This is a genomic window from Tardiphaga sp. GW821-FHT12E02, assembly GCF_058807155.1.
The window spans coordinates 3,935,215-3,961,612 of record NZ_JBXAQK010000001.1 but is presented as its reverse complement, the minus strand read 5'-3'; the positions used below and the strand labels follow the sequence as shown (position 1 = coordinate 3,961,612).

Sequence of the window (26,398 nt, the reverse complement as noted above, 5' to 3'; positions counted from 1 at the left end):
GCGATCAGCGCCTGTTATCGACCGCCGTCTGCGATGGAAACACAAAGCCGATCAGCGCGAACAGCGAGGCGACGCTGAAGGCGTGCATGCCGATGATCGATCGATATTCCGCGGCGCTATACACGGCGAGCGGATGGCCGACCAAGGGATCGATCACCAGATAGGCAGCAAACGGACACACCACCACGACCGCCATCGCGAGTTTTTCGGTGGGGCGAAACAGCAGCGTCGCAAGCAACACGCAGGGCAGCAGGAATAGCTCGACGGCCGTATCGACCCCGATCAGTTTGACCGCCAACACGCCATTGGCGACGCCCACCACCGGCAGCATCATCCGCCCGGCCAGCGGATGCCGCCGCGCCACCGCTGGCACCGCCGCGAATAGCGGCATCGTCAGCAGCGTCAGCCAGGCCGGCCATGCCGCGAAGCCGACGATCGCATGCAGATAGAGCGGATAGAACGGCTGGTTGCCGGCAATCACCAGCGCCACCGTATTGGAAAGCACCGCCAGCGGATCCGGATTGTCCTTGTAGGCGCTCAGGCCATCGCTGACCGAGCGGAGCACGTGTTGCAGGCGCGACAGCATCTGTCCTCATGGGTGACGGGGGGGGACCCGGAGCAAAGCGAGCCGGTCAGCTCATGACGCGGACGTTACGCGGTTCGGCCTCCGCAGCCGTGCCCACAGCGGAGCCACGATGGCGGTCGCCACCGGAATCAGCGCCGCGCCAAGCAGCAGGCCGACAATGCCGGAGCCGATGGCCGTGACAATCCACGTCACCGCACCCGCGATCGCCGGTACCGCCCGCGCTGCCCATGTGGCGGCAGCGGCAATGGCGTGCTCGATGCCGGTCAGGCCATATTCGGCGAGGCCATGGACGACGATGCCGCCACCGACCCAGATCATCGCGGCGGTGCCGACAACGCCGAGCACGCGCAGGAAATACGGCATGCCCTTGACCAATGCGCGGCCGGTGCCGGCCTTGAACCGGCCCCACACCGAGCCCGGATCGCTCTTGGCCAGTGCCAGGCCGACATCGTCTGCCTTCACGATCAATGCCACGCCGCCATAGACCACGACGGTGATGCCGATCGCCACCACGGCCAGCACCGTGGCGCGGGTCGCGAAGGGGCCCGGCGGGATCGCCGCCAGCGTGATCGCCATGATCTCTGCCGACAGGATGAAATCGGTCTTGATCGCGCCGGCGACCTTGTCGTTTTCCAGCGTCTGGGGATCGACAGCCTGCGTCGTGATCGCAGCGGCCTCCGACGCGTGATGCGGCATGACCGCCTCGACCACTTTCTCGGTGCCCTCGAAGCACAGATAGGCGCCGCCGATCATCAGCAATGGCGTGATCGCCCATGGCGCAAACAGACTGAGCAGAAGCGCCGCCGGCAACAGGATCAGCAGCTTGTTGCGCAGCGAGCCGATCGCAATCTTGCGGATGATCGGCAGTTCGCGCGCGGCGTCGAAGCCGACCACATAGCGCGGCGTCACCGCGGCATCGTCGATGACCACGCCTGCCGCCTTGGCGCCGGCCCGCGCTGCCTGTCCGGCAATGTCGTCGACCGAGGCGGCTGCCACCTTGGCGAGACCTGCGATATCGTCGAGCAGTGCGATTAGTCCAACGCTCATGGCGGCCTCTGGCTGGGATGAAGCCGCAGGGCGGCAGATGGCGGCAGGGATGCTTATCGTGCGACGCGCGCGTTGCCTATTGCGGCCGATGTCAATGATGTCGCAGCCATCGGGTTCCGCAGTGGCCGTGGCACTCGCTAGTCGCCGGCTTTGGCGAGCCGTGCAAATTGCTGCGCCATGGCGTTGACCTTGCCGAGATAGAGGGCAACCAGATGATCGCCGCAGCGCTCGCCCGGCAGCGGCCGGAAGCCGCGGCGCACGAATGCGCGGGCGGGCCGGGCGCCGCACAGATGGATCAGCGCGGCGAGATCCTGTCGCTGCTGTGGGCTCGCCGTGGTGCCCGGCGTGGTGGCCATGACGCCGGCGACCTGGCGATCGAGATAGATCGAGGCAAGCTCGATGGCGTGGCTCGGCAGCGTGCGAAAATACAGGCTGGTGAACCAGCAGTCCGAAATCACCCGATGGTCGCGGATGCAGAAGCGCGAGGCCTCGGCAAAGGCCGGGTCGGTCATTTGCAACAGGCCGACGGCGCTGGACGCAGGCTTGTACCATGCCGCCGGATTCCAGCTCCACCGCCAGCGCCAATAGGTGCGCACGACGGGATTGCCGGTGCTCTCGGTCTGCGTCAGCGCCGCCAGCAAGTCAGGGCTGATGCGGTCCGTGGAAAATTCGCGGAACGACGCACCGTAGTGCCGCCAGGTCTCGGCAGGTTGTTTGGCGAGCGTTCCGTCGGCAACAAACCACAGCTCGGTCGGCTTGCGGATGACCTGAACAACGAGATTGACGAGTGGCAGACTGATCAGGATCGTGGTGGCGATCACGAGGACCCGAACCCAGGTGGATGTCGTGGCCCATCGTCGTCGCAGCCACCGCGCGGCAAATCTGATCCGGCCTGATTTCTTGCGCGCTTTGCGGATGGGAGAACTGGCGCGCGACGAAGGCATCCGCGACGGTAGACTGTGTTGTTTGCGGCGGCAACCGACGACAGCGCGAGTGCCTCTCCGGATGCCGGGACGCGGAATCCGGGGGACATGTCTGGCGAGCGGTCTAGAGCGCTTTCATTTTGAGATGGCGGGGCCTCTCCACGAACTCCTCCTCTTCCTGAGGAGCCGCGCAGCGGCGTCTCGAAGGATGGCCGCAGACTCAGCCCCGCCATCTAATGGTTCGAGACGACGCTTCGCGCCTCCTCACCACGAGGCTGGTGGCCATCTCAATCTGAAAACGCTCCAGCTGCGCGGCCGCATCGCAATGCCCATCACGGCATCAGTTCAATGCCAGCGGACGACACGATCTTGCGGTGGATGTCGAGCTGACGCTTGACCATGTCGCCGAGTTCTTCCGGCGTCGAGGGCGTCAGCGTGATGTCCTGTTCCAGCATGCGCTGTTTCACCGCCGGATCGTTCATGGCCTCGCGAAACGCCTTGTTGAGCGTTGCGATCACATCGGCGGGCATGTCGCGCGGGCCGAACACGGCGGCCCAGGCGGTGATCTTGAGGTCGGGGAAGCCGGCCTCCGCCATGGTCGGAATATCCGGGTAAGACGGGCTGCGCTGTTCGAGAATGGTCGCGAGCGCGCGCAGCTTGCCTTCCTTCACGTGGCCCATCCCGATCCCTGACGTGGCCAGCATGACCTGAATGCGGCCGGTGACGAGATCGGTGATCGCCGGCGGTTCGCCGCGATAGGGGACATGGGTCATGTCGAGTCCGTTCGCCATCGCGAGCGAAGCCACCGACAGGCGGCCGGTGGTGTTGCCGGCGCCATAAGCGACCTTGCCGGGATTGGCTTTGGCATAGGTGATGAATTCGCTAAGCGTCTTGGCCGGGACATCGCTGTTCACATAGAGGAAGAAGTTGTAGCGGCCGATATTGACGATCGGGCTGAAGTCGGCCGTCACGTCATAGGGCGGAGCCTTGCGCAAGGCGGGCACGCCGGACATGGCGCTGTTGGACGCCAGCATGATCGTGTAGCCATCCGGCGCGCTGCGCTTGACCTCGGTGGCGGCGATGGCACCGTCGGCGCCGGTCTTGTTGTCGATGATGAACTGCTGGCCGAGTTTTGCCGAGACGCTGTCGGCAAACACCCGCGCAATCGCATCGGTGGAGGAGCCGGCCGGCAGCGGCACGATGAGACGGATCGGGCGTGTGGGGTAGTCCGCAGCAAGTGCCGGTGTAATGCCCAGCAGCATGGAAGCTGCAATCAGAATATTCCGCAAGACGGTGTCCTCTCCCTGATGTTTTGCGCATAGGGCGGAGGACACCCTGCGGTGTCAAATAGTTTGTGCGAAAGCTATCTGCGGTGGAATCCCGGAGGACGTCACGCGTCGTCCGGGATTTCGCAAATGCTTCAGCCGCGCGGGCGCGAGCGGATCATGTAGCTGTCAAAGGTGTGCTCGGCGACCTGCCACCACAGATACTGATCGTTGCGATAGGCCTGCATCGCCTCGATGGTCTTCTTGAAGTCGGCGTTCTTCGCCGAGATCTCACTCCACAGCTCGTTGGTCGCCTTGAGACAGGCATCCATCATATCGACGGGATAGGGCTTCAGCTGGGTGCCGCTGGCGATCAGCCGTTTCAGCGCCGCCGGGTTCAGCATGTCATAGCGTGCGCTCATCCACAGATTGGCATTGGCCGAGGCATTCGCGATCACCGTCTGATAATGCTTCGGCAGCTCATTCCATTTGGCGAGATTGACCATGTTGTGCAGCATGGCGCTGCCTTCCCAGAAACCGGGATAGTAGTAGAACTTCGCGACCTTCTGCAGGCCGAGTTTCTCGTCGTCATACGGGCCGACCCATTCCGCCGCATCGATCGTGCCTTTCTCGATGGCCGGATAGACGTCGCCGCCGGCGAGCTGCTGCGGCACCACGCCGACCTTCTGCAACACCTGGCCGGCAATGCCGGCGATGCGCATCTTGAGTCCCTTGAGGTCGTCGACGGATTTGATCTCCTTGCGAAACCAGCCGCCCATCTGCGTGCCGGTATTGCCGGCGGGAATGCCTATCACGCCGTATTTGGCGAAGAACGCATTGCCGAGCGCATCGCCGCCGCCCTGATACCACCAGGAATTCTGCATCCGCGTGTTCAGCCCGAACGGCGCCGCCGTATAGATCGCGAAGGTCGGATCCTTGCCCACATAGTAGTAAGCGGAGGTGTGCGCCATCTCGACCGTGCCGTTCGACGCGGCATCCAGCGCCTGCAGGCCCGGCACGATTTCGCCGGCGGCAAAAGGCTGGATCTGGAATTTGTTGTCGGTCATCTCCGCGACCTGCTTCACGAACAGCTCGGCGCCGCCATAGAGCGTATCCAGCGATTTCGGAAAGCTGGACGTGAGCCGCCATTTCACTTCGGGCGAGGATTGCGCGATGGCGGGCGAGGCGACGGCACCTGCGGTCACCGCGCCGACAGCCGACATTTTTAGAAAGTCACGACGTTTCATGGATGTTTCCCCTGACCGGGCAGTTCGCCCGTTATTGTTGTTCGTGCGCCGATCTTCGGGGGTGTTTGGCGGGGTGTAAAGCTGCGCTGCGGGATGAAGAAATGGCCTCCGTGGTCATCCTGCCAGCGCGACTAAAGTCGATGCAATGCTGCTTGTCATCATCCTATAGTTGCGCTTTGATGCTCGCATTACGGGGGATTTTTTCATGCGTTTGTTTTTTAGCGCGATGCTTTGCATCGCATTGGGCGGTTGCGCCTCGGTGACCAGGGGCACCACGGAGAGCATTTCGATTGCTTCAACGCCATCCGGTGCGGTGGCCGATGTTGCCGCCTGGAAGTGCCGACAACCTGCGTCACGCCTTGCGTCGTCCAAGCGAAACGTAACGCCGATATCGTCGTGACGGTGAGCAAGGAGGGCTTCGAGCCGCAGGTCATTCCGTTGACCAAGGATATCTCGGGCAGCGGCGGCGCTGGCTTTGCCGGAAACCTTCTGTTGGGTGGCATTGTCGGCATGGGCGTAGACGCCGCTACGGGCGCAGCGATGGATCACAAGCCTAACCCGGTGATCGTGACGTTGCAGCCCATTCCAGTTGCGCCACCGCCTGTTCGTCGCGTGCCGCCGCGCCCGCGCCCAGTGCCGCCGCCGGTTGCGGCACCCCGCACGGGAACCTGATGCCCATGGCCGATGCCGGTTAACTCGCGCGATTTGATAAGGGAGTTGGAAGCCGATGGCTGGCGCTTCATCGGCGCGATCGGCAGCCACCACCACTTCAAGCATGCGATCAAATCGGGTAAAGTGACGGTGCCGCATCCGAAGCGCGACCTGCATCCGAAAACGGTTCGCTCTATCTACCGGCAGGCCGGTCTGAAGGAGCCACGCTGATGACTAAGGATAATATCAGGGGGTACATCGCACTCGTCCACAAGGACAAGGATACGAGTTATGGCGTCAGCTTCCCCGACGTGCCGGGCTGCATATCGGCCGGCGATACGTTCGAGGAAGCCATCGCCAATGCTGGCGAGGCGCTCGCTGGTCATCTTGCCATGATGCGCGCCGATGGCGACGCCATCCCGCAGCCGCAAACAATCGAAGCCTTGCGCGATAATGCTGATTTCGTTGCGGACGCGACTGACGCCGTGATCGCCTTTGTCACGCCGCACAGCGATCAGGTGACGGCAGCGTAGCGTAGCTTGAAGTCCGGCACATCTCGGGCGTAAGTGCCCCGATGGCTCTTCTCCTCATTCCCGGCTTCATGCTCGACGACGATCTCTGGCGCGATGTGGTGCCTGGGCTGCAGCCTTTTGCGCCGATCGTCCATGCGGATACCAGCCGCGACACGTCCATGGCCGAGATGGCGGCGCGGGCGCTGGCTGCGGCGCCTGACCGTTTCGCGGTGATCGGCTTCTCCATGGGCGGCTATGTGGCGCGCGAGATCGTGCGGATGGCGCCCGAGCGCGTGTCCGCCTTGATCCTGATCGCCACCTCCGCCCGCGCCGATACACATGCGCAGATGCGCCGCAAGGCCATGGCGGTGGCACAGATCGCCGACGCCGGCTTTGGCGGTCTCAGCCGGGCCGGGGTCACGCCGTCGCTGCATCCCGACCGCAGCAATGATGACGTCCTGATCACCCGCATTCAGGCCATGAGCGCACGCCTCGGCGGCGATGTGTTTCGCCGGCAGTCCATGCTGGACCGGCAAAGCGAGGAACGGCTTGGCGACATCGCCTGTCCGACGCTGATCATAGCCGCGCGCTCCGACCGGTTGCGCTCGGTGGCGGAGTCGGAAGAGCTGCATGCGGGCATCGCGGGATCGGAGCTGATCGTTGTCGAACGTGCCGGCCACATGATCCCGATGGAGACGCCGGCCGAGCTGCTGGCGATCATCGCGCCGTGGCTTGCGAGAGCGACGGCGCCGGGCAGGGACTGATTGATCGCTCGGCGCGTGATGCGCGGATCGTAGCGCTATTCGGCGCCCTGCAGGTCCTGCAGCGGCGCGCGCATCTGACACTCCAGCCCGGTGGGCTTGTAGGCGAGGATGACATCGCCGAGGCCGGAAATGCCCGCATTGATGAGCCGCGAGCCGAAGCCGGTATCCGTGGGCGGTTCGACCTTCGGGCCCTTGGTCTCGGTCCACGTCACATACAGTGTTTCGGCATCGGCAGCGCCGTCGATCCGCCACGTCAGTGCGACGAGGCCGGCGCCTAGCGACAGCGATCCGTATTTCAGCGCGTTGGTCGCGAGTTCATGGATCAGCAGCGCCAGGCTGAGCGCCGCCTTGGAGCCCAGGGTCACATGCGGGCCGTCGATCTGCACGCGATCCTTGATGCCGGCATTGGCGACGGCGGCCAGGGCCACGTCTTTCAGTGGCGCCGGCTTCCAGCTCGATTGCAGCAGGATGTCATGCGCCGAGCTCAGCGCCGTCAGGCGATGTTGCAGGGTCTGCGCCCGGAAGCGGTCGGTGGATCCGCGCAGCGTGTGCGTCGTGATCGCGCTGACCATGGCGAACAGGTTCTTGACGCGGTGGCCGAGTTCGCTGGTGAGCACTTCCTGCAATTGTTGGGTTTCGCGCAGCACCTCAACTGTCTTCTGAAGCTCCTGTTCGCGCTCGCGCAGAGCCTCTTCAGCAAGAGTGCGTTCGAGCAGGTCCGCCGCCTGCCGCGCCAGGATGTCGAGCAGGCGGAGATCGCGCTGCGACGGCTCGTGCGGGGTGCGCCAATGGGTCGAGATCATCCCGAGCAGGGTGCCGTCCCGGGACAGCAGCGGGGTCGTCTGCGCGGAGCGGATGCCGGCGCGGCGAAACGCGTCGAGATCGGCCGTGCCGGCAATCTCGTCCCAGGTCTCGTAATCGGCGATGATCGCCCGCCGCCCGGTGTGCAGCGCCTTGGTGCAGCTGCTATGAGCGGTGGGGCTGACCCACTGCCAGACCGCCCGGTCGTCATCCGTCAAGCCGCGCGAGACCAGGAGATGCAGTCCGGGCGCGCCGCCGTCGTCGGGCTGGCGCCGCAGCTGCATCGTGCCGAATTGCGATCCGGTAATCGCAATGGCCGCATCGACGATCTTGCCATACAGCGCCGTCGGGTCCTGCTCGCCGATCAGGTCCATGCTGATGGCATGGAGCAGATCGATATCCGACAGCGCGGCCTGCGCGTCCGCGGCGGCGGGGAGCGGATCAGTCGTCGAGACGATGCGAAGCGTGCCCATGGGGCCTTCCTGTGGTTGGGATTCGCGCCATAACGCGCGGTGTTCGGCTTCGTTCCAGCCGGACGGCGCCTAGCCCTCCTTGACCTCGCGGATCCCGAGCTTGTTGACACGCGTCCGCACGGCGAGGGGCGAGCGCTTCATGCGCAGCGCGACCTCGTTGATGCTGCGGCCATTGGCCAGCTGCAGCTTGAGCTCCTCGTCCTGCTGCGCGGTCCAGACATTGTCGGCGGGGTCGTGGAGTTTCATGGGGCGGTTTCCGAATGTGGGGGCTATCGCCATGTCCGGCGATCAGGCGTGCGGTGGAAATGTCGTCGTTCGACGCGTATGATCGTCGCACGATTTGCCAAGCATCCTAGTCACAAAGCAAAGGACCCACCATGGCTTCCGCCCCCGATCATGCCCTGAAAGACGCCGGCACCGACAGCAACGCTGGCGCGATCGTCGCTGGCGTGATTGCGCTGCTCTTCCTCGGATTCGTCATTCATGCCGCGACGCTTGCGCCGTCAGCCGACGCAGGGAAGGCGCCCGCCGCCAGCGCCGGTGCGCCGAAAGCGGCCCACTAGTCCGCGCATTGCGGGCTGCCTCGCGGCCGACACGAATTCGCCTCAGGTGCGGAACCAACTGGCCCCGTGGGCCATTCTCGTTGCGTTGGGACTGAGGAGGACTGCGATGAGAGGACCGGTACAGTGTCCGGACTGCGGCGAGGCGCGTGCATTTGCGGGTTATCTGACGGACGGGGGCAATCCGAGCGAGGAAGCAAGGCTCTTCATCTGCCGGGATTGCAATGTCACCGAGAAGGTGGCGGTCGATGAGTCCGGCTCGATCATCTTCGAACGACTGGACGCCATGATCCCGGCGATGAACACCCCATCTGGAGTAATTGCAGGGCCCGCCTAGTGCGGGCTTTTCTTTTGCGATAAGTCGACGGACTGAAGACTGCAGCCATCCTTCGAGACGCGGCATAATAAGGCCGCTCCTCAGGATGGGGGTAGAGTGCTTGGCACCATAAAAGACCCTCATGGTGAGGAGCCCGCGACGCGGGCGTCTCGAACCATGCAGGCCGAGTACCATCCCCATTCATGGCCGATAGCTCTGGCATGCATCGGAAGCCGGGAACCGTTCGCCGCATCCGGCCTTTTCCTTCCGTGATTGAAGGAATTGAAACATGCGGACATTCATCATCGCGTCAGCGATCGTTCTCCTGAGCGCGGCGTCGGCCTCTGCGGCGCCAGATTATCCCTGGTGCCAGCGCACCCCGGTGACCGACGGCACGCCTGATTGTTCATTCACATCGCTCAATCAGTGTCAGGCGTCGGTCAGCGGCGTCGGCGGCGATTGCGTGCGCAATTCGTGGATGGCGTATGGATCGTATCAGGATGAGCGCATGCCGAAGCCACGGCGAGCTCGGTAAAGGCGCGCAGCCGTAGGCAGCCGTAGGATGGGTAGAGCGCAGCGAAACCCATCATTCCGTCACCGCGGCAATCTCCGCCGATGGGTTTCGCTCCGGCGCACCGCGCCTCCGCTCTACCCATCCTATGATCAGAGCTACGCCGCGCTTTCGGAGTGCTGTGTGACATCGCCGCGCCCAGCAATCAGGCCAGCGATGGAAATGTCCTCGTCGAGCGCTTCCCAACGCAGGCCGAGGCGGCTGATCTTGACCTGATCGCGTTGCTCGGGCGTCGCGCGGAGCAGGCGCGGAAACCAGGCGAGGGGCACGCCAAGCGTCCGCCCGTCGGTCAGTTCGACCCACATGGTGACGTCATCGAAGCGGACGCTAGTTGCCGAAATGGTCATGGCTTGCTCGAGGGATGAAAGTGCAGTTCATCAGTGGTTGCTAATTAGAGGCGAGCGCTAGTGCATCGATTGTTGCTTTGGAAAAGCGTGTCTCGTCGTTGTGCTTCGCCTTTTGCAGGAGTTCGACGACGGAGAATATCTCCTGCGCATTGACATCATTTATTCCGTTCTTTTGTACGCTCTCAATTGCATATCGGAGAAAATCGCCAAAGGCATGTTCAAGGTCAGCACCTTCGATCGTGAAACTAGTGACGCTCGATCTTCGTAAATCTGTTTGATTGAATGTGGCGTTGTTGAAGTCAGTGCCTTCCACCTTTGCATAGGAAAGATCAGTGTGGGTCAGCTGACATGATCTAAAGTCAGCTCGATCCAGTTTCGCTGTGCGAAGAAACGTGCGCTCAAACTTTGAGTTGGCAAAGCTTGAGTCGCTCATTATTGCGCCGTTCAAAAATGAACCGCTAAAGTCTGATTGATCAAAGTTTAGACTAGAAAAATCATAAGCTACGAGATTTGTCCGGCGTAGATCTAGCTGCCATCGTTCGATGATCGCTCGATCGATTACCTCTCTTGATCTTCTGCCAATAATCGTGATCGCAGCTTGAACGTCGGTACGTCGACTTGGAGATGGCGGATACTCGCCGCGGAAGAAAGCTCGTTCTTCTTGCTCGTCAGTAGGGATATCGAGAGGGCTATTCTCTCGAACATATGCGCACAAGGTTTCCAGAATTGCTCTTTGATCTTTAAAACTCTCGTTGAGGAGTCTCTCGAGAGAGTAGAGCGCGCCGAGGCGAGATTCTGTATTTGGGGCTGAATGACTTGTTGATTTTCCTTCAGCGTCGATCTTCGTCTTTTCACGTTCAGCACCAAGCAATTCCACGGATTTTGCGAATATGCCGGTAAAATGATTTTCCAGAGAGACGCGAGCTTGTTCGGTCGCCGCTGCTGCTTGTTGATGGGCCACGATTGCTCGCCAAACCAAAAACGGAGCGCCAAATATTGCTGCAAATGCCAGAAAGAAGTTACGGGTGGCTTCTTGGTATAGCGGATTGGGAAGTTGGATGGAGTCCCACGCTAATCGCCAGAGTATGGCGAAGCTGAATATTATGCAGGCAGCAAAGAGGAGTACGATCGCGAAAGCTAAGATTGTGGTCCAAGCTCGAAGAAAAGCTGGGGTGTTGGTCAGCGCTGCGCGGTTTAGAAAGAAAAGGTCCCAAAGTCCGCTCTTCGCTTCGTGGTGGCTGAGCGCCGTCTTTACACATTCGTTGCTCTGATTGGCGCGGGGCGCGGAGGTTTCTAATACAATCTCAGGCATTCTCGACGGCCTCTGAGCTGCCTTCCAACCGATTCAAGTTATTTATTCCCAGTACTAAAAAGGCCGCTCCTTCGAGCGGCCTTTCCATGGTTAGCTTTAATATTTAGCTGCAGCCCGTGGTGCTGCCGCAAGTATCACACTTCATACAAGTCCCATTCCGCACCAGCGTGAAGTTGCTGCACTCTCCGCACATGTCGCCTTCATAGCCCTTGGCCTTCGCTTCCGCACGACGCTCGGCCTTGCTCGGAGCCGCTGCGGCTGCGGCCGTGCCGGGTTTGCTCCAGGCTTGCGCCTCGAGCTTTTCGGTCGGTGACAGGGCCACCGTCGGCTCTGCGGTCTTCAGCGCCACGGCGCCTTCCGCATGGCCGCCGGCGAAGGCGGTGACGCGGCTGCCGCCGGCAGGGGCGCTGTCATTGTTGGCCGAGACGGCGGTGGCGCCGCCGCGCATGACGACGAGATTGTCGGTGCGCGAACGCGTGAGGCCGCGCGAGACATATTTGCTCGCTTCATCCGGCGCCTTGCCTTCGTCCTCGCCCTTGCCGAGCGCGTCGAAGCCGGTCTCGGAGAGGTCGACATGGCCGAGATCGAAACGCGACATGTAGGAGACAGCGAGTTCGCGGAACACGTAGTCGAGGATCGAGGTCGCGAACTTGATGCTGTCATTGCCCTGCACCGGGCCCGCGGGTTCGAAGCGGGTGAAGGTGAAGGCGTCGACATACTCTTCCAGCGGCACGCCATACTGGAGACCCAGCGACACGGCGATGGCGAAGTTGTTGATGAAGGAGCGGAGTGCGGCGCCTTCCTTGTGCATGTCGATGAAGATCTCGCCGAGGCGGCCGTCATCATATTCGCCGGTGCGCAAGTACACCTTGTGGCCACCGACCACGGCCTTCTGGGTGTAGCCCTTGCGGCGATCCGGCATCTTCTCGCGCTCGCGCATGACGACGATGCGCTCGACCAGACGCTCGACCACCTTCTCGGAGATCGCGGCGGTGCGGGCCGCCATCGGCTTCTCCATCAGGTTCTCCAGCGCATCCTCGTCCTCGTCCTCATCAGCGATGAGCTGCGAGTTGAGCGGCTGCGACAGCTTCGAGCCATCGCGATAGAGCGCGTTGGCCTTCAGCGCGAGCTTCCACGACAAGAGGTATGCGGACTTGCAGTCCTCCACCGTGGCATCGTTCGGCATGTTGATGGTCTTGGAGATCGCACCCGAGATGAAGGGCTGCGAGGCCGCCATCATGCGGATGTGGCTTTCCACCGAGAGATAGCGCTTGCCGATCTTGCCGCAGGGATTGGCGCAATCGAACACGCTGTAGTGCTCGGCCTTCAGATGCGGCGCGCCTTCCACGGTCATGGCACCGCAGATGTGCACGTTCGCGGCTTCGATCTCGCGCTTGGTGAAGCCGAGGGCGGCGAGCAGGTCGAAGCCGGGGGCTGCGATGGCTTCCGCCTCGATCTTCAGGGTGTCGCGGAGGAAGTCCTCGCCGAAGGTCCACTTGTTGAAGGCGAACTTGATGTCGAAGGCGGTCGGCAGTGCTGCCTCGACCTTCTTCAGCGCTTCGTCGGTAAAGCCCTTGGCCTTCAGCGTCGAGCTGTTGATGCCCGGCGCATTGCTCAGCGAGCCATGGCCGACGGCATAGGCTTCGATCTCGGCGATGTGGGCCTCGCTATAGCCGAGCTTGCGGAGTGCTGCCGGCACGGCGCGGTTGATGATCTTCCAGTAGCCGCCACCGGCGAGCTTCTTGAACTTCACCAGCGCGAAGTCGGGCTCGATGCCGGTGGTGTCGCAATCCATGACCAGGCCGATGGTGCCGGTCGGCGCCACGACGGTGGTCTGGGCGTTGCGATAGCCATGGAGTTCGCCGAGTTCGAGGGCGTTGTCCCAGGCAAGCTTGGCGCGCTCGACGATATCCGCCTGCGGGCAGGAGGCGTGGTCGAGCGGCACCGGGCTGACGGCGAGCTTCTCATAGCCATGGCTGTCGCCATGGGCGGCGCGGCGATGGTTGCGGATGACGCGCAGCATATGGGCTGCGTTCTTCTTGTAGCCGGGGAACGGGCCGAGCTCCTTGGCCATCTCGGCCGAGGTCGCATAGCTGACGCCGGTCATGACAGCGGTGAGGGCGCCGCACAGCGCGCGGCCTTCCTTCGAGTCATAGGACAGACCCATGGTCATCAGCAGGCCGCCGATGTTTGCGTAGCCGAGGCCGAGGGTGCGGAATTCGTAAGAGAGTTCAGCGATCGGCTTCGAGGGGAACTGGGCCATCATGACCGAGATTTCGAGCACCATGGTCCACAAGCGGCAGAGATGCTCATAGGCATGGATGTCGAAGGTCGAGGAGGCGGTGTCGTAGAAGGTCAGCAGGTTGGCCGAGGCGAGGTTGCACGCCGTATCGTCCAGGAACATGTATTCCGAGCACGGATTCGACGCACGGATATCGCCGGATGACTTGCAGGTGTGCCAGTCATTCATGGTGGTGTTGAAGTGCAGGCCGGGATCAGCCGAGGCCCAGGCGGAATAGCCGATCTTTTCCCACAGATCGCGGGCCTTGATCGTCTTCATCACCTTGCCGTCCTTGCGGGCGATCAGGTCCCAGTTTCCGTCCGTCTCCACCGCGCGCAAAAAGTCGTCCTTGAGCGAGACGGAGTTGTTGGAGTTCTGGCCGGCGACGGTGAGGTAAGCCTCAGAATCCCAGTCGGTGTCGTAGATGTCGAAGGCGATATCCTTGTAGCCCTGCTTGGCGAACTGGATGACGCGCTTGATCATGTTGTCGGTGACCAGCGCACGGCGCGCGAGCTTGATCTCGCGGCGCAGCGCCGGGTTCTTCTCGGGATCGAAGCAGTCGTCGCCCGAACCTTCGCAATTCACGCAGGCCTTCATGATGGCCTTGAGGTGCTTCTGGTTCATCTTCGAACCAGTGACGAGGGCAGCAACCTTCTGCTCCTCCTTCACCTTCCAGTCGATATAGGTCTCGATATCCGGATGGTCGGCATCGACCACGACCATCTTGGCCGCGCGGCGCGTGGTGCCGCCCGACTTGATGGCGCCGGCGGCGCGATCGCCGATCTTGAGGAACGACATCAGGCCCGACGAGCGGCCGCCGCCCGACAGCTTCTCGCCTTCGCCGCGCAGCTTCGAGAAATTCGAGCCGGTGCCCGAGCCGTATTTGAACAGACGGGCTTCACGCACCCACAGGTCCATGATGCCGCCTTCATTGACCAGATCGTCCTCGACGCCCTGGATGAAGCAGGCATGCGGCTGCGGATGTTCGTAGGACGATTTCGACTTGGTGAGCTTGCCGGTCTTCCAGTCCACATAGTAGTGGCCCTGGCCGGGACCGTCGACGCCATAGGCCCAGTGCAGGCCGGTGTTGAACCACTGCGGCGAATTCGGCGCGACCATCTGCTTGGCGAGCATGTAGCGCAGCTCGTCATGGAAAGCGTGGGCGTCGGCTTCCGACGTGAAGTAGCTGCCCTTCCAGCCCCAATAGGTCCAGCAGCCGGCGAGGCGGTCGAACACCTGCTTGGACGAGAGTTCGCTGACGAAGCGCTCTTTCTCGGGCAAAGCGGCGAGGGCCTCGGTGTCCGGCACCGAGCGCCACAGCCAGGACGGCACGGACTCTTCCTCGACCTTCTTCAGCTTGGCGGCGACGCCGGCCTTGCGGAAATATTTCTGGGCCAGCACGTCGGAGGCGACCTGCGACCACGACTCGGGGACCTCGACGCCTTCAAGCTTGAACACGACCGAGCCATCCGGATTGCGGATCTCGGAGGTGGTGTGACGGAAGTCGATCCCGGCATAGGGCGACTGTCCTTCGGTGGTGTAGCGGCGTGTGATCTGCATCGTCGTCGTGCCCCGTCTCATGGCCGACACCACATCTGGTGGGTCGGTGATTTCAGTTAGCAGTCTCAAGTTTGCCGCGAGGCTGCCTCAAGATTGCCGCAGGATTTGCCGGTGAAACCGGTCCTTTTATCTCTGTTCTGGAGCATGGCGGGGCCATTTGCGGCCGCCCGGAACTGCCGGGGTCATGCATCCCAGGACCCGGCGTTTCCGCCTGATCCTAACGCCTCAACGCGTGGTTTGGGCCGGTTTGCCGGCCCATTTTTGCTGCTCCAAAGCTCTGGTGATCAGGGCGCAGATCCCCGATCCCCGTAACCTCCTTGGAGGGACGAAGTGACCGGTCAGGACCCGTTTTGGGAGCGCCCGGGGAGACGACTAACTGCTCGCACCGGACAGTCCGAAAATTAGGCCAAACCGATCTCTCACGTCAAGGATTAGTGACGGTTCCTGAATCAAATACTAAATATGGTGGAAAGGGTGGATAACCAGGGGGCTCGGCCACGCCCTGAACAAGGCCAACTATCGGTGAGTCCTCACGGAATCCCAAGCCGAAAATTTTTTGCAAAGTGTCTGCAAACCGCTCCATGCCCGCTGTTCACAGGCAGGCAAAGTGTTGCATTTTGGCATTGCATCCGGATGACTTTCAGGCGTGCGGCAGCGGGATGGTGGGTTCCCACGACTGGCGGTGGTCGGAAGGCGCGATTGCGCGCATGGTGACGCCGATTCGTCCGCCGGAATGCCCGTTTCATGACCAATCCCACCTCTACAGATTCGCGTCCGCGAATCGCGTCGCTTGGCCTTTTGTTTCTCGTCGTCACCTCGATCGGTTGGGGTTTCAACTGGCCGATGACCAAACTTATGCTCACCGAATGGCCGCCGCTGACCGGACGCGGGGCCGCAGGCGTGATCGGCGGGCTGGTGCTGCTTGTCCTCGGGCTGCTCCGCGGCGAGAGCCTGCGCGTGCCAGCGGGGCAGTGGGGGCGCCTGATCGGGCTCTCCATGCTCAATGTGTTTGGCTGGATGGCGCTGATGAGCCTGGCGCTGCTGTGGCTGCCGGCCGGCGAGGCGGCGGTCATCGCCTATACGATGCCGATCTGGGCCGCTGTGCTCGCCTGGCAGATTCTTGGCGAGACCCTGTCACTCCGGCGCATCATCGCGATGCTGATGGCGTTTTCCGGCATTGCCGCGCTGATGCTCGGGGACGGCGTCGAGGTCAGCCAGCAGAAGTTGCTGGGCCTCGTGATGGCCGTGACCGGTGCATTCGGCTTCGCGGGCGGCACGGTGCTCGGCAAGAAGTATCCGCTGAAGATGCCGCTGCTGGCATCCGCTGGCTGGCAGATCGTGCTTGGCAGTTTCCCGGTGATGCTGATCGGCCTCGTCTGCGAGACTGCGCATCCAGCGGCCGTGACCTATGTCGGCTGGGGGACTTTCGCCTATGTCGGGCTGATCGGCTTTTGCGTTGCCTATGTGAGCTGGTTTGCGGCGCTGACCTTGCTGCCGGCTTCCGTCGCGGCGATCGGCACCATGGCGGTGCCGGTGATCGGCGTGGTGGGAGCGTCCGTCATGCTGCATGAGCCGCTCGGAATCGTGCAGATCGCGGCATTGAGCTTCACGCTGGCCGGCGTGGCGCTGGCGACGAAAGGCTAGCTCTCCTTGCCCGGCCACATGCGCTGTAATTCCGGATGTCCATCCCACCACTGATGCTTGAGGGCAGCAGCGATGTGCAGGCCGACCAGCGCATAAAGCGCATAAGCCAGCCAGTGATGGATGCCGCCGAAGATCCCGTGAAGGCGTTCCTTAAAGGTAGGATCCGTATTCATGATCCAGCCGATGCGTGGCCATTCGAACAGGCCGAACAGATACATCTTGATCTCGCCAGCGGCCTTCCACGCGCTGTCATGCATCCAGCCCGACAGCGGCAGTCCGATCATCAGCACGTAAAGCGCGATATGGGCGGCATGGGCCGTGGTCTTCTCGGCGCGCGGATAGGTGTCGGGCAGATCCGGTGGCCGGTTGGCGGCACGCCATAACAGGCGCATCAGCACGAGGCCGAGCACGGTGATGCCGAACGACTTGTGGCTGTCGATGACGAGCCGGATTCGCTCTTCGGGGATGTAATCGACGCTCCAGATCAGCGCGACATTGATGATGATCAGCAAAGCGATCAGCCAATGAAGGAACATCGCAACGCGGGTGTAACGGCGGACCGGTAATTCTGTGGAGCTCATAGGAATAAGTCTAAACGCGATTTGTGGTGACGTGCATGACGTATTCGTGTTTTCGCCCAACGATGATCACGCGCTATTTAGCCGCGGCGACGCAACCCGATCACAGTTCGCTCGTAGCTTCTAACGTAAAGCTTTATTCCGGCGGGCCCCTTTGATCGACGGCATGACAAACGCGCTTCAACAGGCCTTTGCCGCGGCATCGCCTCGCATCACGCCGCGGCGGATGCCGGTGATCAGCTTGCTGATTTATCTTGCCGTACTGGCTTTGTGGCTTGTGCTGTTCGGCAGATCGCTGTGGTTGAGCAGTATCTGGGCGTGGTCGGCGGGGATGGTCTACATCGCCTATGACACGCTGCTGATGCTCTATGTGGTCCGCCAGACCTTGCCACTGGCGTTTGCCGCGCGTGTTCCGCAATCCGTCTGCGCGACACCAACCGGGGGACGCCCATCCCTTGGCATCCTGATCGCCGCGCATAACGAGGCGGCGTCGCTGCCGGCTGTGCTGGCAGCCATCGAAGGGCAGAGCGACGCGCCGGATCTCATCATGATCGCCGATGACGGCTCGCGTGATGACACCGCATCCGTCTTGCACGATCGCTACGGACTGGCGATTCCGGCCGTGGGCCATGACAGTATTGGAAAGCTCGGTGCGTCGCGGCTGCATTGGCTCCGCCTGCCGCATCAGGGCAAGGCCCGCGCGTTGAATGCGGCCATCGTGAAGGCTGACAGCGATCTGGTGGTCACGCTGGATGCGGACACGTTCATGGCAAGCGATGCCATCGCGGAAATGCGCAGCGCATTCGCGGCCGATGTGAAACTGGTCGCAGCCGGCGGGATTCTCGTGCCGGTCTGTCGCCCCGGCATCGGCGGCCGGTTGATGCAGTGGTTCCAGACCTACGAATATATCCGCAACGTCATCTCGCGTTTCGCCTGGATGCGCGGCAACAGCCTGTTGTTGATCTCCGGCGCCTTTGCGGGTTTTCGCCGGGACGCGCTGATCAAGGTCGGCGGCTTCGACGCCGAATGCCTGGTCGAAGACTACGAGCTGACGCATCGCCTGCATCGCTATTCCACCGATCACGATCTTGGCTGGCAGCTGCGCATGATCGGTAGCTCACTGGCACGTACCGATGCGCCATCGACCGTGATGACATTCCTGCGCCAGCGCCGCCGCTGGTTTGCCGGCTTTCTGCAGACGCAATACTGGAATCGCGACATGACCGGCAATCGTCGCTATGGCCGGCTCGGCATACGCATGCTGCCCATCAAGGCGCTGGACACGCTGCAGCCGATCTATGGCCTCACAGCCTTCGTGCTGCTCGTCGCATTTCTTGCCATCGGCAAGATCGAGATCGCGCTGCCGGTGTTCGGCTTGATCACCGCAAAAATCGTCGCGGACTTTTTCGTCTATCTCTGGACCGTGCATCTGTATCGCCGCCTGACGGGCGGCCGTACGCCGACAAGTTTTGCAGCCGCGACGCTGGCGGCGGTGATCGAGCCATTCACCTTCCAGCTGTTGCGTCACGCCGGGGCGACATGGGGATGGATCGCGTTTCTGCGCGGCAGCAAGGAATGGGGATTTGCACCGGCGGCGACGCCGCGGCGCGAACTGCCGAACGCCGGCGAGTGATCGTCAGGCCGGGACGGCGGCCAGCGGCACCTTCACCGTGAAATGCGAACCGCGGGTGAGGTCGGATTTCAAAGCGATCTCGTGGCCCAGTGCTTCCGCGGTCCGGCGCACGATGGACAGGCCGAGCCCGAGGCCTTCGCTGGCGGGGTTGATCTGGTGAAACGCCTCGAAGATCGATGACAGCTGTTCGCTCGGAATGCCGGTCCCGGTATCGAGCACTTCGATGCTAACGGCATTCTCGCGCTTGCGGCTGCCGACCAGCACGCGGCCGTGATCGGTGTATTTGATCGCATTGCCGACGAGATTTCCGAGAATGGCGCGCAGCATGCCGGGATCGCTGACGATCTGCGCCTTGCTCGGCAACACGATAAGTTCGAGCCCTTTGGCTTCCGCATGCAGGCGCCAATTGGCGAGGATCGAGTCGAACACATCCTGCAGCGGAAATGCGTGCAGGCTTGGTGCACCCAAGCCGGCGCCGAGCACGGACGTTTCCGCCAGACGGTCGAGCTCCTCCGCCATGCGCATGCCCGCATCGATGGCATAGCCCAGCCGCTCGCGATCCTTCTCGTCAGTGAGCTTGTTGCGGATGCGGTCGATGGCCATCACCATCACTTGCAGCGGCTGCTTGAGGTCGTGGCCTGCAACCGCCATCAGGCGGCTGATATTTCGCTGCAGCCGATCGGCGAGTACGAGGGCGCGACGGAATTCCATCTGCGCCATGACCTGTCGGGCGAGGGCGGCCAGTACTTCGCGCTGCTCAGACGAGAGCACGCGCGGTTTGTCGTCGAGGACGCAGACAGTGCCGAGCGGCAGGCCATCGGGGGTGCGCAGCAATGCACCGGCATAGAACCGCAGATGCGGATCGCCGGTGACCAGCGGATTGCAAGCGAAACGGGCGTCCTTGGTGACGTCCTCGACCTCGAGAAAACTATGTTCGAGAATCGCATGGGCGCAGATCGACTGCTCCATCGGAGTCTCGCGCACACCCAGGCCGATTTCCGATTTGAACCACTGCCGGCCTTCATCGACCAGGCTGATGATCGACATCGGCGTCTGGCAGACATAGCTGGCGATCTTGGTGATGTCGTCGAAGGAGGGCTCAATCGCGGTGTCGAGAATACCGTAGGACCGCAGCGCCTTCAGCCGTTCCGTCTCATTCGGGTGCAGTGCTGCGATCTTGGGCTTGTCTGACGCGTCCACTGAATTGCTCACACCACGGGCGCTGACAACGATACTGCCAGGCGAATTATGACGCACGAGTTCCCTGAAAGTTTCTGCGTGCTTCTGGCTGTCACTCTTAGATGCTGTGCCGATTGGCGCAACCGGAAACGACACGACAAAGGGCGGCGCAGGCGCCGCCCTCGATCGGGATTGTATCAGGCGTTACGGGCAGGCGTGACGCTGGCCGTCATAACCGAGATAAGTGCCGGTCCGCACATTGTACGACTTGTAGGTGCGGATGCAGTAATCGACATCTCCGCCGCCGCTCTGCGGTGCGACCTCGACCACATCCGGTGCGTCGTCGTCATAGGCGTAGCTGCTGCCGTAATACGGGCCGCCGCCGTAATAGCCGGAGCCACCGTAGTATCCGGAACCATAATAGCTATTGGCTGCGATGCCGCTGCCAATGATGGCGCCGGCCGCAAAGCCCGGACCGAAGCCACCGCCGCGCCAGCCACCGCCGCCATAGCGCGGACCACCGCCGTGCCAGCCGCCGCCGCCAAAGCGCGGGCCGCCACCGTGCCAGCCGCCACCACCGCTGCCGCCGAAACCACGGCCACCGCCGCCAATGGCTACGCCGCCGCCACCGCCGGGGCTGCCGATGACCACGCGCTTCTCAATCGCGAAGCTTGGCGTTGCCATTGTCGGGATCGCCACTGCTGCGAGCGCCGCGACGCTCAAGACCTTCAAACCAGTCATCGTGTTCTCCTATCTGGATATGTTCCCAACAGTCTCGCGCGGACCATGTTCCGCGGCGTGACCGCATATCTCCAGGCAATTTCGCGCTTCGCCCGATGTATGCGACATGAACAAAACCAAGCGTTGCCTGCGACTTATCTGTGATTTTCGGCATGTGGCGGAAAGGGGCTGTCACGAACAGTTGCTGGCGACGTTCCGCCGCGCCGGCAACTGGACATTTGGCCGTCCGGATGGCATCAACGGGCGACGAATTCCCTGGAACGGCTCAAAAGATGAAACAGGTTTTGCTGAAAATCTTCACGTGGTGGAGCGGATCGACCTTCGGGACCGATCTGTGGACCTCACGATTCGGCGAACTCGTCGGCACCGACGAGCAGGGCAACCGCTATTACCGCACCAAGGGTGGTGCGATCGACCCGACCCTCGGCTTCCAGCGCCGCTGGGTGATCTATAACGGCTATGCCGAGGCAAGCCGCATTCCGACCGGCTGGCATGGCTGGATCCACCACACCACTGACGTGGCGCCGAGCGAGCAAGACTACACGCCCCGCGAATGGCAGAAGCCGCATCAGCCGAATCTCACCGGCACGCCGGCGGCCTATCGCCCGTCCGGCTCGACGCTGGCCTCCGGCCGTCGCCCGAAGGCGACCGGCGATTACCAGGCCTGGACGCCCGGCTCGTAACCGCGATTCCGGAATTTGAGAGAGCCGCGCATGTCGCCATGCGCGGCTTTTTTGTTGGGCGAGGCGTAGGATGGGTTGAGCGCAGGCGCGCAGCGCCGGAGCGATAACCCATCACCGCGAGCGCTTGTGGTGATGGGTTATCGCTCCGCTCAACCCATCCTACGCATTAGACCAGCCGCTCCGCCGCGCGTTTTGCTTTGGCCTCGCGTGTCTTCCACCCACCGGCGCGCTCCGTCAGCGCCGCCACCACATCTGCAGGCGCTGTCTCCGGCGAACCCGCACTGAACGGCGGTGCCGGATTGTATTCGATGCCAAGTTGGATCATCTCGGCGGTCCGGCGATCGAACATGATCGAAACCAGCGTCAGCGCAAAGTCGATGCCGGCCGTGACGCCGCCGCCGGTGACGCGGTTGCGATCGACGCAGACACGCGACGTGTCCAACGTCGCGCCAAATTGCGACAGGAACGGCCGTGCCGACCAGTGCGTCGCTGCGCGATAGCCTTTGAGCAGGCCCGCCGCACCCAGCACCAGCGCGCCCGTACAGACCGATGTCACATAGCGCGCGCCTTCAGCCTGCTTCTGCAGAAAGGCAATCGTCTCCTCGTCGAGCATCGCATCGTCCGCACCGGCGCCGCCGGGCACGCAGATGACGTCGAGCTGCGGGCAATCGGCAAAGGTCGTGGTCGGCAGGAATGTCAGCACGGTGTCGCTGGTCAGCGGCTCCATGCGTTTCCAGAGCAGATGCACCTTGGCGCCGGGCATCCGCGACAGCACCTGTAGCGGTCCGGTGAAATCGAGCTGGGTGACATTCGGGAACAGGACGAAGCCGATGTTCAGAGGTGGGGTCATGAGCGTCTCCAATCGTCGCATATGCGATGGATCGTAGGATGGGTCGAGCGCAGCGAAACCCATCCTTTCGTTGGTGCGGCGAACTCCGCCGATGGGGTCGCTCCGGCGCTCGCGCCTATGCTCTACCCATCCGGCAGGTCAAAGCGCTTTCAGCCATCCACCAATATCATGCAGCGCCTCATTCGCCTTGGGCAGGATTTTGCCCATGGTGATGAAGCCATGGAATTGGCCGGGATAGGTCTTATCCGTCACGGCCACGCCGGCATCTGCAAGCCGCTTGGCATATTCTGCGCCTTCGTCACGCAGCGGATCGGCGCCTGCGATCAGCACATAGGCCGGCGGCAGTCCCTTGAGATTCTCCATACGTGCCGGTGACGCGCGCCAATTCTCGATGTCTGCGGGGCTGTTGAGATAGTGATCTGAGAACCAGTGCATCACCGTATGGGTGAGCAGGCAGCTTGTCTCCGGCTCGCGATGCGAGGGATGATCCATCCGGAAGTCGGTGGCGGGATAGATCAATAACTGGCCCTTGAGCTTCGGTCCGCCATTGTCGCGCGCATCGATGGCGGTGATGGCGGAGAGATTGCCGCCGGCGCTGTCGCCGCCGACGAGCAGGTGATCGACATTCACATTGAGCTGCACGGCATTGTCCGCAATCCAGCGCGTCGCTGCGATGGCATCGTCGATGGCGGCTGGAAACTTGTGCTCGGGCGCGAGGCGATAATCCACCGAGATCACCAGCATCTCGCCTTCATGCGCGAGGATGCGACAGACCACGTCATGGCTGTCGAGATCGCCGATCACCCATCCGCCACCATGGAAGAAGACGAGGCAGGGCGACAGGCCATCCTGCTGGCGCAGCGTTTTTGGCGTGTAGAGCCGGGCAGGGATGGCACCGGCCGGCCCGGGAATGGTCATCGCCGTCACCGATGCGAGCGCCGGCGGCTCGGGATTGGCGACCTCGCGGGCCTTCAAATACCATTCGCGTGCTTCTGGTGGGGTCAGCGTTTCGTAAGGCGGGCGACCTGCCTCACGAAAGGCGGTGAGGACGGCATTGGCATCGGGATCGAGAGTGACAGGCATGATCTGCTCTTCTTTGTTTTGGGTCAGGCCGAGGTGCGGCCGCCATCGACGGTATAGGCGGAGCCAGTGACGTAGCTCGCATCATCCGAGGCGAGGAAGGCGACGATGGGCGCGACTTCCTTCGCAAGGCCGAGGCGACGCTGCGGCACGCGATCCACCACCTTCTCCACCGGCGCTGGCGCGCCGCGTCCGACACGGGCATCGACGATCGCGGACAGCATGCGGCTATCGATCAGGCCGGGGCACACGGCGTTCACGCGCACATTGGTGCCGGTGCATTCCTGCGCCGCGCTCTTGGTGAGGCCGATGACCGCGTGTTTGCTGGCGCTGTAGACGGCGACTTCGGCGGAGCCGATCAGCCCGGCGATGGACGCCGTGTTGATGATCGAGCCGCGGTCCTGCTTCAGCATCACCGGCAGCACATGCTTCATGCCGAGAAAGACACCGACGACATTGACGTCGAGCACTTTGCGAAAATCGGCGAGCGAGGCATTCACGATCGGCGTGATCGTGCCCTCGATGCCGGCATTGTTGTAGAAGATATCGATGGTCCCAAAGCGCTTCACCGCGGCGGCGACATAGGAGATCACATCCTCCTCGCTGGTGACATCGGCGATGATCGCAAGCGCTTCTGCTGAAGCCGGGAGGCCGGCGATCGCGCGATCCAGAACGGCGGCATCGCGGTCCACCGCGACGATTTTTGCGCCGCGGGCGGCGAGCAGTTTGATGGTTTCGGTGCCGATCACCCCGGCAGCGCCGGTGACGACGGCGATCCTGCCATCCAGACGAATTCCATCGGCCATAGGCGTTCTCCCCAAAACTCCGGTTGTCCCGGATTGTCGGCCGGTCGATCCGGCTCTGCGCCAACTATTTCACGCGCCGATGGGACTGACCAGACGGTGGTATGGGAAGCATGGCGCCCTTCCGTCGCCGCATTCCACGTGTTAACCGGAGGCGATTACGCGGCCATTCCCCTACAATGTCGCGAGCCTGATTCTCGTTTGAGCGCCGCTGCATGTTCCGAACGCCTTTTTCGGCCAGATTTGCCATTGCCGGATTTGCGGCCCTTCTGGCTGCGACCTCGCTGTCCACCGTCCCGGTGCACGCGCAGTTCGGCACATTGTTTGGCGATCCGCCGCCGCGCCCGCCGGGCAGCGTGCCGCGTGGCCAGCAACAGCAGCCGCCCCCGCAGATGGAAGACGACGAGGACGTGCCCGAACTGCCGCAGGGCCGCCTGTTGCCGGCGCGTCCGGCTCCGGGCATGGGTGCACCGCCCCCCGGCGCCGTGCAGTCGCAGCCGCTGGCCCCGCCGCCGGGCAGCAATGTCACGACCATTCCCCAGAACAATCCACAGGCCGCGCGCCCTGATCAGCCGCCGCCGCTCGGGGTGACGCCGCCCGCACAGCAGCCTGGTGTCGCCAATGCGCCGCCGGCTGGTGCACCCAATCCGAATGCCAAGCAGGCGCCGCGCAACGCACCGCCACCGGCCGCCACGCTGCAGCCCGGCGACGAGGTCGTTACCGAACCTCCGGCGCAGAAGATTCCCAACAAGAAGGCGGCGTTTTCCGGTCTCGACAAGATCACCGGCCGCATCATCAATTTCGATTCCGATATCGGCGAGACCGTGCAATTCGGCGCGCTGCGCGTGAAGACCGATGCCTGCTACACGCGTCCCGCGACCGAGGCGGCGAACACCGACGCCTTCGTCGAAGTGGACGAGATCACGCTGCAGGGCGAAGTGAAGCGCATCTTCTCCGGCTGGATGTTTGCCGCGAGCCCCGGACTGCACGGCGTCGAGCATCCGATCTATGACATCTGGCTGACCGACTGTAAGCAGCCCGAAGTGGTCGCAGCTCAGGAGACGCGTCCCGTTCCGGCCGCCGCGCAGAAACGCCAGCCGCCGCCGAAGCAGGCGCCGCGTCCACAGCCCCAGCAGCAACTGGCACCGCCGCCGGGTTTCCCGGCATTCAGGCAGTGAGGTCGTAGGATGGGTTGAGCGCAGGCGCGCAGCGCCGAAGCGATAACCCATCGGCGGAGCTTGCAACGCGCGACGGACAGCATGGGTTTCGCTGCGCTCAACCCATCCTACGATCCTGAGATCATCGCCAGCGCGTCCGCCCCCGACATCGTCTCAGGCAACGCCTCGAAATCCGCGACGTCATCCAACGCTGCATCGAGCAAGATCCGATAGCGATCGCGCGGCACTTCGATCGCGCCAAAGCTGCGTAGATGGTCCGTCACATATTGCGTGTCGAGCAGGCCATAGCCGCCGGCAATCAGGCGTGCGACCAGATGCACCAGCGCAACCTTGGAGGCATCGCGGGCATGATGAAACATGCTTTCGCCAAAAAATGCGCGGCCGAGCGATACGCCATAGAGCCCGCCGACCAGATCGTCGTTCTCCCATACCTCGACGCTGTGCGCGTGCCCCATCTCATGCAGCGCGCCATAGAGATCGCGGATGCGCTTGTTGATCCAGGTGTCTTCACGATCAGGTTTCGGCGCGGCGCATTCCGACATCACGCGCTTGAAGGCGCGATCGACGGTCACGGAGAACTGATCCGAACGCACGGTACGCGCGAGGCGTGAGCTGATACGAAAACCGTCCAACGGGATGACGCCCCGCATTTCTGGTTCGACCCAGAACAGGCCGGGATCATCCGCGCTTTCCGACATCGGAAAGATGCCGCAGGCATAAGCGCGCAGCAATAATTCGGGCGTGATGTCGGTCGATGCGGAGTCGCGTGCGCTCATATCGATAGGCTAACAGAATGAAGCGATAAGCGCGACG

Annotated in this window: 27 protein-coding genes and 1 pseudogene; 11 read left to right on the top strand and 17 right to left on the bottom strand. The window is 62.7% G+C overall.

Going from position 1 to position 26,398, the window contains the following annotated elements; genetic code table 11:
- Nucleotides 1-4: 4 nt before the first annotated feature.
- The 5 genes from AC1RQ5_RS18730 to AC1RQ5_RS18710 all read right to left on the bottom strand — a co-directional run bounded on the left by AC1RQ5_RS18730 (nucleotide 5) and on the right by AC1RQ5_RS18710 (nucleotide 5,068).
- The gene (locus tag AC1RQ5_RS18730; RefSeq protein WP_493200927.1) at nucleotides 5-586 is read right to left on the bottom strand and encodes a hypothetical protein; all 582 of its coding nucleotides are present in this window, start codon (nucleotides 584-586) and stop codon (nucleotides 5-7) included.
- A gap of 51 nt (nucleotides 587-637) precedes the next feature.
- Entirely contained in the window at nucleotides 638-1,633 is a 996-nt protein-coding gene (locus AC1RQ5_RS18725) for a DUF808 domain-containing protein (RefSeq protein ID WP_493200925.1), read from the bottom strand.
- Nucleotides 1,634-1,770: 137 nt separating this feature from the next.
- Nucleotides 1,771-2,454: a lytic transglycosylase domain-containing protein gene (locus AC1RQ5_RS18720; protein ID WP_493200924.1), complete on the bottom strand. Its 684-nt coding sequence runs from the start codon at nucleotides 2,452-2,454 to the stop codon at nucleotides 1,771-1,773.
- Nucleotides 2,455-2,888: 434 nt separating this feature from the next.
- On the bottom strand, nucleotides 2,889-3,845 hold the full coding sequence (locus AC1RQ5_RS18715) for a Bug family tripartite tricarboxylate transporter substrate binding protein (protein ID WP_493200922.1): 957 nt from the start codon (nucleotides 3,843-3,845) through the stop codon (nucleotides 2,889-2,891).
- 131 nt (nucleotides 3,846-3,976) lie between these two features.
- Nucleotides 3,977-5,068, bottom strand: coding sequence for a TRAP transporter substrate-binding protein (locus AC1RQ5_RS18710; RefSeq protein WP_493200920.1), 1,092 nt, complete (start codon nucleotides 5,066-5,068; stop codon nucleotides 3,977-3,979).
- 205 nt (nucleotides 5,069-5,273) lie between these two features.
- Here AC1RQ5_RS18710 and AC1RQ5_RS18705 point away from each other — a divergent pair.
- From AC1RQ5_RS18705 to AC1RQ5_RS18690, 4 genes and pseudogenes are all read left to right on the top strand, one after another.
- Nucleotides 5,274-5,740 (top strand): annotated as a pseudogene (locus tag AC1RQ5_RS18705) (translation initiation factor 2).
- 12 nt (nucleotides 5,741-5,752) lie between these two features.
- On the top strand, nucleotides 5,753-5,950 hold the full coding sequence (locus tag AC1RQ5_RS18700) for a type II toxin-antitoxin system HicA family toxin (RefSeq protein WP_398476652.1): 198 nt from the start codon (nucleotides 5,753-5,755) through the stop codon (nucleotides 5,948-5,950).
- Entirely contained in the window at nucleotides 5,950-6,252 is a 303-nt protein-coding gene (locus tag AC1RQ5_RS18695) for a type II toxin-antitoxin system HicB family antitoxin (protein WP_493200919.1), read from the top strand. Before AC1RQ5_RS18700 ends, AC1RQ5_RS18695 begins: the two co-directional genes overlap by 1 nt.
- Nucleotides 6,253-6,293: 41 nt before the next feature.
- On the top strand, nucleotides 6,294-6,995 hold the full coding sequence (locus AC1RQ5_RS18690) for an alpha/beta fold hydrolase (protein ID WP_493200917.1): 702 nt from the start codon (nucleotides 6,294-6,296) through the stop codon (nucleotides 6,993-6,995).
- Nucleotides 6,996-7,030: 35 nt separating this feature from the next.
- Here AC1RQ5_RS18690 and AC1RQ5_RS18685 read toward each other — a convergent pair whose 3' ends face one another.
- Nucleotides 7,031-8,269, bottom strand: a complete 1,239-nt coding sequence (locus AC1RQ5_RS18685) for a sensor histidine kinase (RefSeq protein WP_493200915.1) — start codon at nucleotides 8,267-8,269, stop codon at nucleotides 7,031-7,033.
- 69 nt (nucleotides 8,270-8,338) lie between these two features.
- On the bottom strand, nucleotides 8,339-8,515 hold the full coding sequence (locus AC1RQ5_RS18680) for a hypothetical protein (RefSeq protein WP_398476644.1): 177 nt from the start codon (nucleotides 8,513-8,515) through the stop codon (nucleotides 8,339-8,341).
- Between the two features lie 131 nt (nucleotides 8,516-8,646).
- On the opposite strand from AC1RQ5_RS18680, the gene AC1RQ5_RS18675 reads away from it, so the two are divergent.
- The 3 genes from AC1RQ5_RS18675 to AC1RQ5_RS18665 all read left to right on the top strand — a co-directional run bounded on the left by AC1RQ5_RS18675 (nucleotide 8,647) and on the right by AC1RQ5_RS18665 (nucleotide 9,680).
- Nucleotides 8,647-8,832, top strand: coding sequence for a hypothetical protein (locus AC1RQ5_RS18675; RefSeq protein ID WP_493200913.1), 186 nt, complete (start codon nucleotides 8,647-8,649; stop codon nucleotides 8,830-8,832).
- Nucleotides 8,833-8,938: 106 nt separating this feature from the next.
- On the top strand, nucleotides 8,939-9,166 hold the full coding sequence (locus AC1RQ5_RS18670) for a hypothetical protein (RefSeq protein WP_493200912.1): 228 nt from the start codon (nucleotides 8,939-8,941) through the stop codon (nucleotides 9,164-9,166).
- Between the two features lie 268 nt (nucleotides 9,167-9,434).
- Nucleotides 9,435-9,680, top strand: a complete 246-nt coding sequence (locus AC1RQ5_RS18665) for a DUF3551 domain-containing protein (protein WP_493200910.1) — start codon at nucleotides 9,435-9,437, stop codon at nucleotides 9,678-9,680.
- 134 nt (nucleotides 9,681-9,814) lie between these two features.
- Here the strand turns inward: AC1RQ5_RS18665 and AC1RQ5_RS18660 are convergent, their stop codons facing one another.
- The 3 genes from AC1RQ5_RS18660 to AC1RQ5_RS18650 form a co-directional block, all read right to left on the bottom strand.
- Nucleotides 9,815-10,063 (bottom strand): DUF2442 domain-containing protein, encoded by a 249-nt coding sequence (locus AC1RQ5_RS18660; protein ID WP_493200909.1) that lies wholly within the window; start codon nucleotides 10,061-10,063, stop codon nucleotides 9,815-9,817.
- Nucleotides 10,064-10,103: 40 nt separating this feature from the next.
- Complete coding sequence (locus tag AC1RQ5_RS18655; RefSeq protein WP_493200907.1) at nucleotides 10,104-11,375, bottom strand: pentapeptide repeat-containing protein; 1,272 nt, start codon at nucleotides 11,373-11,375, stop codon at nucleotides 10,104-10,106.
- A gap of 103 nt (nucleotides 11,376-11,478) precedes the next feature.
- Nucleotides 11,479-15,216: a vitamin B12-dependent ribonucleotide reductase gene (locus AC1RQ5_RS18650; RefSeq protein ID WP_493203469.1), complete on the bottom strand. Its 3,738-nt coding sequence runs from the start codon at nucleotides 15,214-15,216 to the stop codon at nucleotides 11,479-11,481.
- Between the two features lie 744 nt (nucleotides 15,217-15,960).
- Between AC1RQ5_RS18650 and AC1RQ5_RS18645 the strand changes: the two genes are divergently transcribed.
- Complete coding sequence (locus tag AC1RQ5_RS18645) at nucleotides 15,961-16,860, top strand: DMT family transporter (RefSeq protein ID WP_493200906.1); 900 nt, start codon at nucleotides 15,961-15,963, stop codon at nucleotides 16,858-16,860.
- On the opposite strand, the gene AC1RQ5_RS18640 is transcribed toward AC1RQ5_RS18645, so the two are convergent.
- Nucleotides 16,857-17,441: a cytochrome b gene (locus AC1RQ5_RS18640; RefSeq protein ID WP_493200904.1), complete on the bottom strand. Its 585-nt coding sequence runs from the start codon at nucleotides 17,439-17,441 to the stop codon at nucleotides 16,857-16,859. The genes AC1RQ5_RS18645 and AC1RQ5_RS18640 overlap by 4 nt on opposite strands.
- Before the next feature lie 163 nt (nucleotides 17,442-17,604).
- Here AC1RQ5_RS18640 and AC1RQ5_RS18635 point away from each other — a divergent pair, with 163 nt between their 5' ends.
- Complete coding sequence (locus AC1RQ5_RS18635; protein ID WP_493200903.1) at nucleotides 17,605-19,071, top strand: glycosyltransferase family 2 protein; 1,467 nt, start codon at nucleotides 17,605-17,607, stop codon at nucleotides 19,069-19,071.
- Between the two features lie 3 nt (nucleotides 19,072-19,074).
- Here AC1RQ5_RS18635 and AC1RQ5_RS18630 read toward each other — a convergent pair whose 3' ends face one another.
- Together AC1RQ5_RS18630 and AC1RQ5_RS18625 are read right to left on the bottom strand one after the other, a co-directional pair.
- Complete coding sequence (locus tag AC1RQ5_RS18630; RefSeq protein ID WP_493200901.1) at nucleotides 19,075-20,271, bottom strand: sensor histidine kinase; 1,197 nt, start codon at nucleotides 20,269-20,271, stop codon at nucleotides 19,075-19,077.
- A 183-nt stretch (nucleotides 20,272-20,454) separates the two neighbouring features.
- Nucleotides 20,455-20,991 (bottom strand): BA14K family protein, encoded by a 537-nt coding sequence (locus AC1RQ5_RS18625; RefSeq protein ID WP_493200899.1) that lies wholly within the window; start codon nucleotides 20,989-20,991, stop codon nucleotides 20,455-20,457.
- Nucleotides 20,992-21,263: 272 nt separating this feature from the next.
- Between AC1RQ5_RS18625 and AC1RQ5_RS18620 the strand changes: the two genes are divergently transcribed.
- Nucleotides 21,264-21,674, top strand: coding sequence for an NADH:ubiquinone oxidoreductase subunit NDUFA12 (locus AC1RQ5_RS18620; RefSeq protein ID WP_398476624.1), 411 nt, complete (start codon nucleotides 21,264-21,266; stop codon nucleotides 21,672-21,674).
- Between the two features lie 166 nt (nucleotides 21,675-21,840).
- Here AC1RQ5_RS18620 and AC1RQ5_RS18615 read toward each other — a convergent pair whose 3' ends face one another.
- The 3 genes from AC1RQ5_RS18615 to AC1RQ5_RS18605 form a co-directional block, all read right to left on the bottom strand.
- On the bottom strand, nucleotides 21,841-22,524 hold the full coding sequence (locus AC1RQ5_RS18615) for a DJ-1/PfpI family protein (protein WP_493200897.1): 684 nt from the start codon (nucleotides 22,522-22,524) through the stop codon (nucleotides 21,841-21,843).
- 138 nt (nucleotides 22,525-22,662) lie between these two features.
- Nucleotides 22,663-23,607 carry a LipP1 family hormone-sensitive lipase gene (gene lipP1 / locus AC1RQ5_RS18610; RefSeq protein WP_493200895.1) on the bottom strand — a complete coding sequence of 315 codons (945 nt, stop codon included), beginning with the start codon at nucleotides 23,605-23,607 and terminating at the stop codon, nucleotides 22,663-22,665.
- Between the two features lie 23 nt (nucleotides 23,608-23,630).
- A complete protein-coding gene (locus AC1RQ5_RS18605; RefSeq protein WP_493200893.1) occupies nucleotides 23,631-24,410 on the bottom strand; it encodes an SDR family NAD(P)-dependent oxidoreductase in 780 nt (259 codons plus the stop codon).
- A gap of 212 nt (nucleotides 24,411-24,622) precedes the next feature.
- On the opposite strand from AC1RQ5_RS18605, the gene AC1RQ5_RS18600 reads away from it, so the two are divergent.
- Entirely contained in the window at nucleotides 24,623-25,585 is a 963-nt protein-coding gene (locus AC1RQ5_RS18600) for a DUF2155 domain-containing protein (protein ID WP_493200891.1), read from the top strand.
- 107 nt (nucleotides 25,586-25,692) lie between these two features.
- On the opposite strand, the gene aat is transcribed toward AC1RQ5_RS18600, so the two are convergent.
- Nucleotides 25,693-26,361, bottom strand: a complete 669-nt coding sequence (gene aat, locus AC1RQ5_RS18595; protein WP_493200890.1) for a leucyl/phenylalanyl-tRNA--protein transferase — start codon at nucleotides 26,359-26,361, stop codon at nucleotides 25,693-25,695.
- Nucleotides 26,362-26,398: the final 37 nt, after the last annotated feature.

What these genes read in the sequence shown, in the direction of transcription:
- AC1RQ5_RS18730 (WP_493200927.1), bottom strand. Translation starts at nt 586, where the DNA reads ATGCTGTCGCGCCTGCAACACGTGCTCCGCTCGGTCAGCGATGGCCTG.
- AC1RQ5_RS18725 (WP_493200925.1), bottom strand. Translation starts at nt 1,633, where the DNA reads ATGAGCGTTGGACTAATCGCACTGCTCGACGATATCGCAGGTCTCGCC.
- AC1RQ5_RS18710 (WP_493200920.1), bottom strand. Translation starts at nt 5,068, where the DNA reads ATGAAACGTCGTGACTTTCTAAAAATGTCGGCTGTCGGCGCGGTGACC.
- AC1RQ5_RS18700 (WP_398476652.1), top strand. Translation starts at nt 5,753, where the DNA reads ATGCCGGTTAACTCGCGCGATTTGATAAGGGAGTTGGAAGCCGATGGC.
- AC1RQ5_RS18695 (WP_493200919.1), top strand. Translation starts at nt 5,950, where the DNA reads ATGACTAAGGATAATATCAGGGGGTACATCGCACTCGTCCACAAGGAC.
- AC1RQ5_RS18690 (WP_493200917.1), top strand. Translation starts at nt 6,294, where the DNA reads ATGGCTCTTCTCCTCATTCCCGGCTTCATGCTCGACGACGATCTCTGG.
- AC1RQ5_RS18685 (WP_493200915.1), bottom strand. Translation starts at nt 8,269, where the DNA reads ATGGGCACGCTTCGCATCGTCTCGACGACTGATCCGCTCCCCGCCGCC.
- AC1RQ5_RS18680 (WP_398476644.1), bottom strand. Translation starts at nt 8,515, where the DNA reads ATGAAACTCCACGACCCCGCCGACAATGTCTGGACCGCGCAGCAGGAC.
- AC1RQ5_RS18675 (WP_493200913.1), top strand. Translation starts at nt 8,647, where the DNA reads ATGGCTTCCGCCCCCGATCATGCCCTGAAAGACGCCGGCACCGACAGC.
- AC1RQ5_RS18670 (WP_493200912.1), top strand. Translation starts at nt 8,939, where the DNA reads ATGAGAGGACCGGTACAGTGTCCGGACTGCGGCGAGGCGCGTGCATTT.
- AC1RQ5_RS18665 (WP_493200910.1), top strand. Translation starts at nt 9,435, where the DNA reads ATGCGGACATTCATCATCGCGTCAGCGATCGTTCTCCTGAGCGCGGCG.
- AC1RQ5_RS18660 (WP_493200909.1), bottom strand. Translation starts at nt 10,063, where the DNA reads ATGACCATTTCGGCAACTAGCGTCCGCTTCGATGACGTCACCATGTGG.
- AC1RQ5_RS18655 (WP_493200907.1), bottom strand. Translation starts at nt 11,375, where the DNA reads ATGCCTGAGATTGTATTAGAAACCTCCGCGCCCCGCGCCAATCAGAGC.
- AC1RQ5_RS18650 (WP_493203469.1), bottom strand. Translation starts at nt 15,216, where the DNA reads ATGCAGATCACACGCCGCTACACCACCGAAGGACAGTCGCCCTATGCC.
- AC1RQ5_RS18645 (WP_493200906.1), top strand. Translation starts at nt 15,961, where the DNA reads ATGACCAATCCCACCTCTACAGATTCGCGTCCGCGAATCGCGTCGCTT.
- AC1RQ5_RS18640 (WP_493200904.1), bottom strand. Translation starts at nt 17,441, where the DNA reads ATGAGCTCCACAGAATTACCGGTCCGCCGTTACACCCGCGTTGCGATG.
- AC1RQ5_RS18635 (WP_493200903.1), top strand. Translation starts at nt 17,605, where the DNA reads ATGACAAACGCGCTTCAACAGGCCTTTGCCGCGGCATCGCCTCGCATC.
- AC1RQ5_RS18625 (WP_493200899.1), bottom strand. Translation starts at nt 20,991, where the DNA reads ATGACTGGTTTGAAGGTCTTGAGCGTCGCGGCGCTCGCAGCAGTGGCG.
- AC1RQ5_RS18620 (WP_398476624.1), top strand. Translation starts at nt 21,264, where the DNA reads ATGAAACAGGTTTTGCTGAAAATCTTCACGTGGTGGAGCGGATCGACC.
- AC1RQ5_RS18615 (WP_493200897.1), bottom strand. Translation starts at nt 22,524, where the DNA reads ATGACCCCACCTCTGAACATCGGCTTCGTCCTGTTCCCGAATGTCACC.
- lipP1 (WP_493200895.1), bottom strand. Translation starts at nt 23,607, where the DNA reads ATGCCTGTCACTCTCGATCCCGATGCCAATGCCGTCCTCACCGCCTTT.
- AC1RQ5_RS18605 (WP_493200893.1), bottom strand. Translation starts at nt 24,410, where the DNA reads ATGGCCGATGGAATTCGTCTGGATGGCAGGATCGCCGTCGTCACCGGC.
- AC1RQ5_RS18600 (WP_493200891.1), top strand. Translation starts at nt 24,623, where the DNA reads ATGTTCCGAACGCCTTTTTCGGCCAGATTTGCCATTGCCGGATTTGCG.
- aat (WP_493200890.1), bottom strand. Translation starts at nt 26,361, where the DNA reads ATGAGCGCACGCGACTCCGCATCGACCGACATCACGCCCGAATTATTG.